Source organism: Pseudobutyrivibrio sp. 49 (genome assembly GCF_900100545.1).
Classification (GTDB): Bacteria; Bacillota; Clostridia; order Lachnospirales; family Lachnospiraceae; genus Pseudobutyrivibrio.
The window spans coordinates 134,537-148,389 of sequence record NZ_FNDP01000002.1; the positions used below are offsets into that span (position 1 = coordinate 134,537).

At 35.2% G+C, this 13,853-nt stretch carries 13 protein-coding genes; all 13 read right to left on the reverse strand.

Annotated features, from left to right (window positions below):
• Positions 1-6: 6 nt before the first annotated feature.
• The 13 genes from BLP54_RS03950 to BLP54_RS04010 are packed head-to-tail and all read right to left on the reverse strand — an operon-like array spanning position 7 to position 13,853.
• Positions 7-972 carry a glycosyltransferase family 2 protein gene (locus tag BLP54_RS03950; RefSeq protein WP_090166998.1) on the reverse strand — a complete coding sequence of 322 codons (966 nt, stop codon included), beginning with the start codon at positions 970-972 and terminating at the stop codon, positions 7-9.
• The gene (locus BLP54_RS03955) at positions 972-1,871 is read right to left on the reverse strand and encodes a hypothetical protein (RefSeq protein ID WP_090167000.1); all 900 of its coding nucleotides are present in this window, start codon (positions 1,869-1,871) and stop codon (positions 972-974) included. The genes BLP54_RS03950 and BLP54_RS03955 overlap by 1 nt, the downstream gene beginning before the upstream one ends.
• 17 nt (positions 1,872-1,888) lie before the next feature.
• The gene (locus tag BLP54_RS03960) at positions 1,889-3,499 is read right to left on the reverse strand and encodes a hypothetical protein (RefSeq protein ID WP_090167002.1); all 1,611 of its coding nucleotides are present in this window, start codon (positions 3,497-3,499) and stop codon (positions 1,889-1,891) included.
• Positions 3,499-4,143: a CatB-related O-acetyltransferase gene (locus BLP54_RS16215; protein WP_090167004.1), complete on the reverse strand. Its 645-nt coding sequence runs from the start codon at positions 4,141-4,143 to the stop codon at positions 3,499-3,501. The genes BLP54_RS03960 and BLP54_RS16215 overlap by 1 nt, the downstream gene beginning before the upstream one ends.
• 9 nt (positions 4,144-4,152) lie before the next feature.
• Positions 4,153-5,880, reverse strand: coding sequence for an ABC transporter ATP-binding protein (locus BLP54_RS03970; RefSeq protein WP_090167006.1), 1,728 nt, complete (start codon positions 5,878-5,880; stop codon positions 4,153-4,155).
• A gap of 19 nt (positions 5,881-5,899) precedes the next feature.
• Positions 5,900-6,478, reverse strand: a complete 579-nt coding sequence (locus BLP54_RS03975; protein WP_090167008.1) for a formyltransferase family protein — start codon at positions 6,476-6,478, stop codon at positions 5,900-5,902.
• A gap of 10 nt (positions 6,479-6,488) precedes the next feature.
• Complete coding sequence (gene pseI / locus BLP54_RS03980) at positions 6,489-7,523, reverse strand: pseudaminic acid synthase (protein ID WP_090167010.1); 1,035 nt, start codon at positions 7,521-7,523, stop codon at positions 6,489-6,491.
• 2 nt (positions 7,524-7,525) lie between these two features.
• Positions 7,526-8,218 carry a pseudaminic acid cytidylyltransferase gene (gene pseF, locus BLP54_RS03985; RefSeq protein ID WP_090167012.1) on the reverse strand — a complete coding sequence of 231 codons (693 nt, stop codon included), beginning with the start codon at positions 8,216-8,218 and terminating at the stop codon, positions 7,526-7,528.
• Positions 8,215-9,411 (reverse strand): UDP-4-amino-4,6-dideoxy-N-acetyl-beta-L-altrosamine transaminase, encoded by a 1,197-nt coding sequence (gene pseC, locus BLP54_RS03990; protein ID WP_090167014.1) that lies wholly within the window; start codon positions 9,409-9,411, stop codon positions 8,215-8,217. Before pseC ends, pseF begins: the two co-directional genes overlap by 4 nt.
• Positions 9,412-9,439: 28 nt before the next feature.
• Positions 9,440-11,092: a hypothetical protein gene (locus BLP54_RS03995; RefSeq protein WP_090167015.1), complete on the reverse strand. Its 1,653-nt coding sequence runs from the start codon at positions 11,090-11,092 to the stop codon at positions 9,440-9,442.
• 20 nt (positions 11,093-11,112) lie between these two features.
• Positions 11,113-12,003: a glycosyltransferase gene (locus BLP54_RS04000; protein ID WP_090167018.1), complete on the reverse strand. Its 891-nt coding sequence runs from the start codon at positions 12,001-12,003 to the stop codon at positions 11,113-11,115.
• A gap of 10 nt (positions 12,004-12,013) precedes the next feature.
• Positions 12,014-12,406, reverse strand: coding sequence for an HAD family hydrolase (locus BLP54_RS04005; RefSeq protein ID WP_090167020.1), 393 nt, complete (start codon positions 12,404-12,406; stop codon positions 12,014-12,016).
• Positions 12,399-13,853, reverse strand: coding sequence for a hypothetical protein (locus BLP54_RS04010; protein WP_090167022.1), 1,455 nt, complete (start codon positions 13,851-13,853; stop codon positions 12,399-12,401). The genes BLP54_RS04005 and BLP54_RS04010 overlap by 8 nt, the downstream gene beginning before the upstream one ends.

The following is a 13,853-nucleotide window of genomic DNA, read 5'->3' on the forward strand; positions in this document are numbered from 1 at the left end:
ATCCTCTTAGCTCATTTTACGTGCAACAGCTGCCAGTAGACTTGGACCACCTACATACAGCATTAATGCAGCCACCTTCATTTTCTTTCTACTGTAAGGGCTGAAAAGCATTGGGCCCTTCATTTCCTTCAATCCACTTATTACTCTATTATATTGGCAAACATCCAATTCTTTTAGATTTGGATTCTCTACTAATACCTGATAGTAATTAAAGAACTTTTTTATTACTGCGGCTTGCTGAAATTTCTTTCCATATTTTTCGCACTCAGAATATACATAATCTGCTGCATCAAGCTCATCTACAGATATTTTTCCGTAGCCACTATGCATAATGCTATTCTCTCGCTGATAGTAAAAATACATAGCGTCTTCTATATTAGCTACCCTTTTTGCACTATAGATGTATTTGTAGGAAATAAAATCATCCTCGTGGTATCTTCCACTAGGGAAAGTGATTTCCCTGGCCATAGCAGTTGGAACTAACATCGCGCAGGCACTGCTACCATGAATATTTCCAATAAGCATTTGTATCATGGCTTCTTCGCCATCCATTACCTGAATGGTGGGATTAAACTTGCTATTTATGTCTATCTCATCTTCGTTATGGAAATGTACAATATTACATACTGATATCTCTGCTGCATTGTCTTTTATTGAATTATAAAGGAGCTCAAGGTATTGAATATGTACTACATCATCGCTATCAATATATGTAACATATTCACCCTTTGCCTCAGCTATTCCCATATTTCTCGCATCAGAAGGGCCGCTATTTTCCTTGTGTATCACTCGCACACGAGAGTCTTTTTCTGAATACTCATCACATATGCTTCCACTGAAATCTGTTGATCCATCATCCACTAGCAAAAGCTCATAGTCCGAAAATGTTTGAGCCAAAATGGAATCAATACACTTTGATATATATTTTTCTACGTTATAAACTGGAACGATAACACTAATAATAGGATTCATTATCTTAAAACCTTTACCAATATATATTTAGGAATCATGGCAATCGCTCTAGCCACAACTTTTCTTTTGCTAAGGAAGACACCCAACGATTCATCAAGCCCAGATAAATCATAGGAACAAGGTGTCCTTAGAATTACAAAATTGCAGTAAAAACCTGCAACTAATATTTCATATCTTTTTATTATATGCTTAAGGGTCTTGGCACTAATATGTCCATCTAAGTACAAATTCAGCGGAATAGATATCTCTTCTATAGCAAACGCCTTGAACAAATCATATTTGCCCTTTTGCTTATGGCTAGTGTCTATATCAACTGCCCACTGATTATCTATAATCTTGTATTTTCGATTTTCCTTCACCCAGTAAAGCACATCCGAATGAGGGGATATCTTATTAAACTCATGATTCTCTGGAATAGTATCAAAATCCTCTTTCCAAACACCTACTCCAGTAGTCCATGATGCCACTTCACCTAAAGCCTTTGCATAGCCATCAATATCGTCGTACTCACGCTCTTTATCATATTTCAACGAACCATTAGACCAATATATTACTGGCTTCTGTTCAAGATTCTTTTTAATCTCATCTATAAACCATTGAACAGTACCATCTTTTATAATGGATCTATGATTAACGAATTTAAGATATTGACCCGACGCCAATCGAAGTGCCTCTATCTGGTTATCAAACAGATATGCATCTGTCTTCTTATAAACAAAATTCTCATATTTAGATTCATATTCAAGCATCTGCTTCTGAAAGGCTTCGTCTTTACCATTATCAGTAACGACAACCTCCCATAAAGAGCGGTCAGCTTTCTCTTGAAATATTTTATCTAAGACAGGAATTACCCATTCACTTATTCCATTTGTAGGAATACATAATGATAGATACTTCAATTTAATCTCCCCGTATATCACTCAACTTCACTTGCTTTTCTCTTTTGACTTATATATCTCAACAACATATAGAACAGACATACATATCCCATGAAATAGAAGGACAGTAAGTACATTATCCATCCAGCTGGTTCTGTGAGGATTATGATAGGAATTCTCACAATAACAGCTGTGCAAATGCCCCACAGAAACCACTGCTTCTTTACTAATAGCCTAATCCAAGCTACTAATAGTATAATTATTGGAATCAATGCATTCCATATAATTTTATACAGTACCCCGATAAATTCTCCTTCTGAGTTTCTGCAACACAATACATTTACCAGGCCTTTTCTTAAATCCTTGAAAATCGGTCTATATGCAAACCAATTAAATGTGTATGCTTCAATTTGTGCACTATTAGTTATTCCTTCATCAAAAATCTCTGCAGTATTAACATTAGTCGTAGCATCTCCAAAAATATTTGTGCTCTTGATGAACATTTTCATTCTTTCTTCAAAAACAACTTTAGGATATTTTAACGAAAGTCTAACTAAGGCTTTTATATAATCGTTATATTCGGCTTTAGTGTAACCTGTTCTTACGCAACCACCCCAATATAAATATTGACCTGCAATTTCAGGATTATTTCTGATGTACTCTAAATCAGTCACTCTATCCATCATTTCAAGTTCAACTTTATCCGCTTCAATATCAGCACATCTTACTAATTCACCGCCTGGACAAAGCAATGAAATCATCTGATAGTCATTATTTCTAGCTGCAAAACTCTGACATTTACTTGCGAAAATATAGCCTATAACAATAGCTAAAATACAAATAATCTTTCCATTCTTAGGGAATATATTCTTACTCAAGAATAATATAAGAACACATAATCCTGGAATATATACAATTGATTCAGTTCTCCATGTTGAAACAATCACACATAGAAAAACAACAAATAAGATAGTCGACCATGTCCATTCTTTTCCCTGGATTTTTGCTGTTATTATCTTTACTATTAATAACAATTCTAAATAAACATAAAGTCCCATTCTATATCCTGAAAACTGATACATCAGTACAGGTGGCAAAAAGAACGGTATGATTTTAACTAAAGTATCAATACAAACATTCTTCGATACCTTAATATCCAAAATACTTTCTAAATCAACAACTACTGCGGCTACACATAACGATATTATAAGATTCTGCAAAAAAATGATTCCACCTGGAAATGGCAAGAGCTGTAACAATATATCCTGATATAAGCCAGTAATAATATTATTCCATGGAAAAAAGGAAGTATAATATACTATACTTTCTAATGTATTAATATCATCCCACGCCCATGTTCCTGGCCACAATATTGTGAGTAATACCATAACCAACAAAAAATATATTAGAAAAATCTGCGCGCCTCTAATGTACACCGCATCTCGTTCTTTTAATTTTTGAAACACAAAGAAGATAAAACACCATGTTATTACTAGAACAATAGCATATGTTGCCTTCACTATATAAAAATATATTGTTGGAGCATCATATCTAAAGAATAATCTATCAACCTGAAATGCTGTAGTTAATATCCACTGTGCAATTGCGATTATTATTGGCTTATAGATTTTTTTTATGGCATTTGCCATTACTCATCCCCCTTTTTCCATATATCCAATTGTTCTTTGCTTTTTATCTCTTCATCAACTAGATATTGTCTCTTTTTTAGTTCTTCTTTAGTCATCGAACTAAAATCTATCTTTAATAGCTCATTAATTATTTCATTACTAAAACGTTTCTTTATTACTCGGGCTGGATTTCCTGCAACTATAGCATATGGCTCCACATCCTTTGTCACCACACTACCTGCAGCTATAACAGCTCCTTGACCGATGTGCACGCCAGAAAGAATAAGCGCGTTCTGTCCAATCCAGACATCGTCATCCACTACAATATCGCCCTTTGCGAAGGATTCATCTTCTCCTTCACCTAGTACCTTTACCTGTATAGGGAAGGTGGAAATTGTATTTAAGGCGTGCTCACCACGGAGTAAGAATTTAACATCTGTAGCTATAGACACAAAGCTACCAATCTTTAGCTTTGCATCATTTCCAGATGACATAACAAACAAATAACCATAGGTATAATTACCCACCTCTACACAATTTATATTAAATAAATTCTTAGGTGTAGTATCGTTATGTCTATTTCTTTTATGCCAAGCATATCTATTATGCTCAAGCTGTAGTCTTCTTTTAAAATCGCCTAACAACGAATATTTAAAAAACGACATAATCCTCCCCTATTCTTTAACAATCTTTTTGTCAACGACTCTGTAAATCGTATCGCAATTGCTGATAGTTGTAAGTCTATGGGCAATGATAATCATGATTTTCTCGCCCTTAAGACTATCTATCGATTCCATGATAGCTGCCTCTGTCTCATTATCCAAAGCAGATGTAGCTTCATCAAGGAAAATAACATCGGGATTTGTATAAAGGGCTCTGGCAATTCCTAATCTTTGTCTTTGTCCACCAGATAATCGTACTCCAGCCTCGCCAATCTCTGTATAAATTCCCTTTGGCAATGTGTTAACAAAATCCTCTAGCTGAGCTTCTTTTAATGCTCTATTAACCTGTGAATCGTCAATCTCAGATGGATTTAATCCAAATGCCACATTATCTCTTATTGTTCCGTCCAACAGGAAAATTTGCTGTGGAATATATGATATTCTCTTTAACCAACTGTAATAGCAATCCTCTAACTGGATATCATTAATTAATACTTTTCCTTCTAATGGCGCAAGCAAACCAAGAATAATATCAATTGTAGTAGTCTTGCCTGCTCCCGATGAACCTACAATACCAATAGACTCACCTTCACCAATTTTCAGAGAAGCTTTTTCCAGTAAAAGGTTATCATTATTAGGATATTTGAAAGAAATATTGTCTAACTCTATTGATAAAATCTTTTTGCAATCAGTAGTTGAAGCCTGCTCATCACTATCTGAATTTACTGCTTCACTAGTTAATGTATTAATAACATTATCCAGACCACCTTCTGAGAAAGGTACTTGGTTAATCATTGCGCTAATTCGATTTGCACTAGGTAATAACCTCATAGAGGCTAGAACGAATGCTGATAGCTGCGGAATTAAACCTTCTATTTCTACGCCTAATTTTACGGCTATGAGCATATATAACAATACGCCTGAAACAGTAACCGCTTCTATAAGTAATCGTGGAATATTGCTGATAATTTGATATTTCTTATCAGCATTGATTACCCCCTTAAGATGGTCGTTATAGTTGCCTTCAAAGAATGATTCTTTATGTTCTACCTTTACGCTCTTAATACCATTTATGGCCTGTAAAAACCATTTATTAGCAATGCTACTTTCTGAACGCTGTCTATCTCCCATTCTTTTCATTCTAGGCTTTACTATTTTTGCAATAATAAGCACTTCTATCAGAAGGAATACTAAAAGAATGCCGGTTATCTGTGGGCTAATAACAAAAATAGTAATTAATAAGATAGCACCGACAATTGCCTCAGTATAGAAGGTAAGAATCATTGTTAATAAAGTAAATGTGTGGCTAGTATCCACCTGCACTATTCGTAATATCTCTGCTGTACTCGAGCTCAAATAATACAAATATGGTTTCATTAAAAATTTATGAAACAACTTTTTTTGCATCTCAAGATGACTTTTGGCTATAAAAGAGAACTGTACATAATACTCAAACAACAGATAAATATTTTTGAAAAGAAAAATAAAAATCAATAGAACCAACAAAATCGAAATGTATTGAATCTTATTCTCTACATTGAAAACACTAGTTATTACTTTTGCAAATCTGTTGGAATCCCAATTTTTACTCTCAGTCACCGCCGAAACCAATGGAAATACCAATGATACGCTCAGTGACTCAACAGCGCCACCTATCAACATCAATATAAGCAAGCCAACCATTTCGACTTTTTGCTTTTTATTAAGTATATATAATAACTTCTTAGTGACACGTAACATTAATATTTCTCCTCTTTAATTACAGTTCTTTTAATCTCTTTCTAAATTCTGTAATCGACAAATCGTAAGTGTCTATCACACTCTTTATTTTCTCGCCATCCTTCACAGAATGATATGAACCATTTCCAACTGGCGTCTTCTTCATTGATTGCCAAAACTCCACATACTTGAATGCCTTTTTAAACATCGCTTTAGCAGCTACATCTAAGTTATTGTAGCTGCTCTTCAATGTTTCATTATCCGTATCATCAACAACTTCCTGAACTATGATAGGACCTTTATCAAGCCCTGCATTAATGTAGTGTAGTGTAACACCACGTGGTGTGTTCTCTACAATACTCCACAAATTAGGGTCTGCACCCCTGTTCCATGGCAACATGGAATTATGAATATTTACCACATTATCCTTTAATGAATTAATTATTTCTTCGGAAATAATGTATCTATATGTGTAGCTAACTGTAAGATCAAAAGCCTGTTCCTTACACCATTTTGCATCTAATCTGTCTGACCACAAAACAGTCTCATGCCCCTGCTCTTTCAACCATGCAAATAGCTCTACTGCACATTCATTGTTATACAAACAAAGTATTTTCATGTTTACCTCTTTACCAATTAATCATATCTTCAGATAATGGTGTTCCCTTTGGAATATTGCATTTTGCACTCTTATCAATAATATCCTTAAGATATTTAGGCTTCATTCCATAACCTGGTCTAATAACTCTAACATTTTCATCAGAGAATTTTTCACCTGGCATAATATCTTTTATTGAAAAGAGACTGCGTCTAAAAATAGTGGAACCTTTTTCGCCTTCAGTAAGCTCGTAGCATGGGCCCTGTGCAATCAGTTTTGCGTTTCTGACGTCTTCAACCATTTTTGCGAATTCACTGGTGCTCATGCTAAATTTGCTATCAGCACTGTCCACACCTTCAAGCATCACATGCTTTTCAACAACACATGCACCTAGTGTGGTACCTACTACTGCGCCCAGACTTCCGGCGCTATGGTCTGATAAACCAATCGGAAGATTAAATCTTTTTGCCATATCTGGAATATTACCAAGATGCATATCAGCCCAAGGTGCTGGATACTCACTACAGCACTTCAACAATACTATCTGATCATTACCAACTCTATGACAGGCATCAATAGCATCCTGAATCTCCTCAACAGAAGCCATGCCAGTTGACATAATCATAGGCTTGCCATTTGAAGCTGTGTACTCTATCAGTGGAATATCTACTAATTCAAAGCTTGCGATCTTATAAGCTTCAACACCCATAGACTCCAAAAAGTCAACTCCACCTTTATCAAATGGAGTTGACAAAAAATCCATGCCACATTTTTCACATTCAGCTTTTATATCTGCCTGCCATTCATAAGGAGTTCCGGCTTCCTGATACAAATCATAAAGCTTGTATCCATCCCACAGACCACCTTTAATTTTAAAATACTCATTATCACAATCTATTGTGAGAGAATCTGCAGTATATGTCTGTATTTTAAGACAATCAGCTCCTGCTTTTGCAGCTTCGTGAACTAATTTTATCGCATTTTCAAATGAGCCACCATGATTGGCGCTCATTTCTGCTATAACATATACTTCGTTATTTTTAATCTTTTCGTATAATCTAAACATTATTATTTCTCAGCTTCTAACAATTTATACTTTAACTCAGCAAGCTTCCAGTCCATCTCGGTATCAATGTCCTGAACCTCAAGCTCATCAAGAATGAATGGAACAGTGTTTGGAGATACTAAAGTGTTATTATCAATAAGGCTCTTTACAGAACAAATATAAAACTGACCTGCATCATGATAAATCTTATCCAAATCCTGTGAACGTGCTTTCTCAAATTCTGGCCATTTATATTTTACTTTTCCATCTGTAATTGAGAATCCTCTAAGTGGAGGAAATGAAAACTCTACCACAGGAACAAGTGAATCTGCCTTCTCCTTTTGAAAGAGCTCATAAGCAGCCTGAAGCTTTTCACCTTTGATAAACGGTGCTGTAGGATAAATACAGCAAACACTGTCAAACTCTTTTCCTCTGGCTTTATACTCGCAGATTACTTCCTTTAATACATCTACTGTAGTAGCAAAATCATTAGCGGTAGCTTCGCTTCTCAAGAATGGAACGGAAGCACCATATTTTTTAGCTATGCTGGCAATCTCCTCATCATCAGTGGAAACCATAACTTCATCGAAAATCCCACTTTTAAGAGTAGCTTCAATACTGTATGCAATAATAGGCTTTCCGCAGAAAACTTTTATGTTCTTTCGAGGAATTCTCTTGGACCCACCTCTAGCAGTAATAATCGCTAAACAGCTCATTTCCTATAAGCCTCCACTACCTTCTCTACAGCCTTGATTACATCGTGTACATCTCTGTCTGTCATCTTTGGATAGAGAGGAATACTCATAATACCCTTATAGACCTCTTCAGCATTTGGGCAAAGTCCCTTTTCATATCCCATATGCTGATAGTAAGGGAACCAATATACAGGCACATAATGAATCTGTGGCTGTACATTTTCTGCAGACATTGCATCAAAAAATTCCTTACGAGTACAATTCAGTTTATCTAAATCCAATCTGATGATGTATAAATGTCTACATGTATCAGATTCCGGAATCTCCTTCTGAACAATTATCTCTGGAATCTTTGAAAATGCTTCATTATACTTCTCTACGATTTCATGTCTTCTAGCCTTGAACGCTTCAAGCTTCTTCATCTGGCTAATAAGAAGTGCTGCCTGGAAGTCTGTCATTCTATAATTGAATCCCAATGAAATCTGCTCGTAATACCAAGGGCCTTCGTGAGGCGCACCTTCCATTAACTCTTCATCATGTGTGATTCCGTGTGTGTGAGCTAATACCAATTTCTTATATAATTCGTCATCATTTGTAAGAATTGCTCCACCTTCACCAGCTGTAATTGTTTTAACAGGATGGAATGAAAAGCAGGTCATATCTGCAAGACTACCTACTGGTTTTCCATTGTATTCTGTTCCAATTGAGTGTGCAGCATCCTCGATAAAAATAAGGCCGTGCTTGTCACAGATTTCTCTAATCTCTTTTACCTTAACAGCCTGACCCGTGAAATCTACTGCCACAACAGCCTTTGTCTTATCTGTAATATGAGCTTCGATGCTCTTTGGATCAATATTATAGGTTTCTGGATCAATATCAGCAAAAACAGGCTTAGCTCCACAATATAGGGCACAGTTTGCAGATGCTGCAAATGTCATTGGTGTAGTGATGACCTCATCTCCTTCACCAATACCAGCTGCTATACAAGCACAGTGAAGAGCTGCTGTTCCATTTGAAACTACTACCGCATGCTTTGCTGTGGTATATTTTTCAAGTTCACGCTCTATTTCATCTACTTTTGGTCCACATGTAATAAATGGGCCAGTGAGTGTTTCTACAACTTCCTTTGCATCATTTTCATCTATCCACTGACAACCATAAAATATTTTTTCTTTTCGAACAGGATATCCACCGTTAATAGCTAATTTTTCCATTGTTCATCCCACCTTTCGCAAACACAAATTACTTTCTATATATTATATTCCCTTGTTCAGTTATTACAACATTTTCATAGCCATATTCACTAATTATATCCTGAAGCTCTGAATACTCTTTGTCTATAAAAATCACTGAAGGTATTTTTTCTGGATTGAATTCATAATACGCAGACAATTTATTTATCCAATTTGCAGGTTCGCCAGAAAGCCATGCTGAATATGACATATTCTTATATCCACCCATCAAATAAAGATATGTTTTATCAGAAAGGAATAATACCTCATCGTCACTATTCAAATTGTTAGTTACATCTTCATAGTACTCATTGTATAAACTGTTCTTTTCTTCAGAGACAATCAAGCCTTTTTCAGGGCCAGCCATTAATCTGTAGCACTGAGTTTTGATTGAATCCTCCCAGAACACATTATAAATTCTTAGAAACATTTCCCCAACTAAGAACACTGAAACCAATGTATAAAATCCGACTTGTCCTATTCTATGGCTAATAATACTTCTATCTGCGCTTGTAAATTCACTAAATGCTTCATAAATAAATACCATGCTCGCCAGTACCATGATTACGCTTCCAGAAGTAATAGCATAATAAAACTGGTTTGATTGAATATGCATGGTTAATGAGAATATTAAGCCCGGAATATACACATACTCTAAAAGGTCTCTATATCTCACATTGTTGTAGAAATAAAAGATTATTCCTGTCATTGCTATTGGAAACATTAGCTTATTAATATAATGTTCAATAAATAATGAGAGAATAAGGTTTACTGTAATTATATAGAATAACAATGTAAGAAGCTTATTTCTCACTCCTTCTTTTAACACAAGCATTAAAATAAATGCGACAACATATATAGCTATGAAATATATATTAAAAATATTTCCTGTAAGTATCGTCTGTGGATAAGTAATAATTTTTGATATTATGCTAACACCGTGCTCCTCATCTCCACTAACCATTATTGATGCAATTTCAATAAATTTTTCTAATGGCATGTTAGATAATATACTGTAAATAACTCCAATAAGGAGAAATCCTCCTCCCAATACAAAAGCTACAATATACTTAAATCCACGTTTATTTATTACATCCATGATTACTAAATACAAAAATAAAATCACAGAATATGGGCAGCATAAAACAGCTAATCCAAATATGTATCCTCCAATAAACATATCCACTATGTTTTGCTTTTGCATATAGATAATTAGTGCAATAACCATACAGATTAATCCACCAGAATTATAACTCAGTGCACCTACACAAAATGGCGCGTAAATCAAAAAAGCAATGGAAGCCAACCATGCTCCCCATTCTGAATATCTCTTCAATCGCTTCCAGACGAATGCAGCTGTCAAGGTATTTACAAAAACAAAGGCGTATCTCATATACAGACAAATACCCTCAGTAGAATTTGTAAATAACATCCACAACTTAACAAATGGGTATGTTATATACGCTGACATTAATGAAATATTCCATTCATCCTTAAAAAGATTATCTCCCTGAAGTATTCTGTAAGGAATAGTAATGTAAAAGGATTCGTCTATATTTGAAAAACCATAGCGACATTTAAATATCATGCATATAGCTATTAATCCAAATATCATAATCTTTATAAGATTTGGAATACGTTCTTTGAAAATAAATTTATTCAACCTAATCTACACCTTTCAATCTACCATGTAGCCATCCATAATTTATATATTATAGTATCAATGGTGCTTCTTCTGCTTATATCTTTTGCAAATAATAACTTTAATATACCTTTTTTCTTATTTACAATATCAAATATCTCTTTCTGCTTGTCATTGAGCGGATAAATTTCAACAAACTCTTCGTTTTGGCTCATTACAGCCTGTTTCATTTTCTTGCTATTACTAATTATTCTTTTTGTTCTTTGAATGAATCCACCATCGAGACCTATTGTATTACTTCCGTGCTGTCTGTATAAGATTTTGGATTGCTTATCTATGTACAAAGCATCATATAGCATTCCCACTTTATATAACCACCAGTCATGTATATATTGATGTTTTGGTTTTTTATAGCTTCTTACCTTTTCTAAGAATGCTTTAGTCATTACTACCGTACATCCTGTAACCTGACTATCTATCATAGCATTACCAAATGTCGGCTCATGTCTATTCTTATCTATATTGTTAGCTATAGGCTCTAACTTCTCATCTACCATAGTATAGTAAGAACTATATATACCATAGCTAGAATTGTTCTCCAAAAATTCTACTCCTGTGCTCAGCTTATCTTTAAGCCAAAAATCATCTTGATCAGATAAGGCATAATAATCATAATCCAATGAGACATGCCACATTAAATCTATAAAAGAATTACATGCGCCTAGATTTCTAGAATCCACATAATAGTGCACGTTATCTCTCTTACAATATTCATCTAAAATTGATAGCGTAGCATCTTTTGAGCCGTCATCTCGAATAAGAATGCTTACATCTACATTTTCCTGTGCTAATATACTGTCCAGCTGTTCCCTAATGTATTTTTCACCATTGTATGTAGACATAAGGACACATATTTTTCGATTATCTTCCACTTTTATCCTCTTAATGCTCTCTCGACTTTGCACAAATCTCCTCAAGCTCCTCTGGAGTGTGCTTTAAAAATTCATCTGGTCTTACTGTTCTGTCATCTACATAAAAGCCCTTATGTCCTGGCCAAACCTTTCCAAATACGATTTCATCGTATGGAATATCCCATTTCTCAAGCCATTCGTGTAAAACTATTGCTGTATTCTTATTGATAAGACCAATATTTCCGTTGTAGGAATTCATATTTCTGGATGTATAAAGAATAATCTTGGCTCCATCAGCCTTGCATTCTCTAAGCTTTTCTACCATATCTGGATATGGCACTAAGTCCTCGTATCGCTCTTCCTTTTTCTTTATAGGGCAAAGCGTGCCATCAATATCAAACACAAATGAGTAGTCCTTATACATCTGCCTCAATCTCCTTCAAAATTCTATCCACGTTCAAGATAAATCCAAATACCTTGTGTGGGTTATCAATATGTAATGGAAGCATAGAAATAAATAATGATGCTTCGTAAATACGAACTGTTAAATAATCAAATCCGTTTTCTTCCACCTTAGTCTTGAATATCTTCATATATTCACTGTTGTCGAATGGTATCTCTAAATCATAACTGAAATCTTCTGCAATACTGATATCAAACAAGCCATTATTGAAGAAATCATACTTACCACAAACCGAATGACTAAGCTTTGCAATATCGTAATATGGATTAGTCCATAAATCCTCTTCCTTGCTGGCTCCCTTAGGGTCGATAAACTTCAAAGTCTGTGTAGACTTATTGTATAACGTATTTGCGAAGCATGGATCCCCATGACCTATTACAAGCTCTTTTGGATAATTATTTCTAGCTTCAATCTTGTCCTTGAGGGCATAATATCTCTTTAATAAATCATCGATAGAAATATTATCTGCTCCTGAAAGAAGAGTCTCAATTCTCTTGTACTCAGGAAGCTTCTTTAAATCCTCGATACGGCTATTTACCTTATTGATATAAAGCTCGTCTGCCATAGCCTTATATTCTGCCTCTGAACAAGCCTTTGAGTGGCGGCATTTGAAGAAATAGAAGTACTTATCCAAAAGTGTCTCAAACTCAGACTTCTCCATGGAGCCATGCACCCACTTGATGGCTAGGTCTGTCATGTGAAGACGTTCCATGGTGTAGCTGGCCTTCTGCTCATCCTCTTTATAGTCAAAAGGCATAACAAACCAATACTTCATGTCCTCTGGAAGTAAGTGATAGAAGTCATACTCAGCCTTTATCTTCTTTTTATTTGTAGATGATTTTACAAGGGTATACTCATTTCCCTTTAAACTATTGAAATATCTAGAATCAAAATTTCCTGTGACACACTGGATAAAGTTTCCGATGATTCCAATATCTACCATGCCATCGATATTGAAATGCTCCTCCAGCTCCTTTATAAGATCCCAAGCCTTGCGACCTGCAATGATATTCTTGCAAAAGGCCTTGTAAGAATCTAAGCTAGGGAAAAGAGCTGCTACAGCCCTGTTTCCATCAAGGGCGCCAAAAGGCTCATCTATAAATGCAAGCTTTTCAAAGGAAAGGCGAGCCTTGCTGCCATCTGACACGATATAATTAGAAAAGCAGTGAATCACCCTCACATCCTGCATGTTATACACATCTAAGTGCTTTAATAAATCAACATATTCAAATACTGAATGAATCTTATGCCATACCACATCAGAGAAGATTTTCTCCAGCTCTTCTCTGTAGTAATCCTCCAGACAGCGTTTTTTCACTACTACGTCAGCGAATCCCTTTTCGCCAATGATATCCTGAATTACTTCACTTTTTCTTCCTGTATCATCATAAATAATAATTGTCTTCAT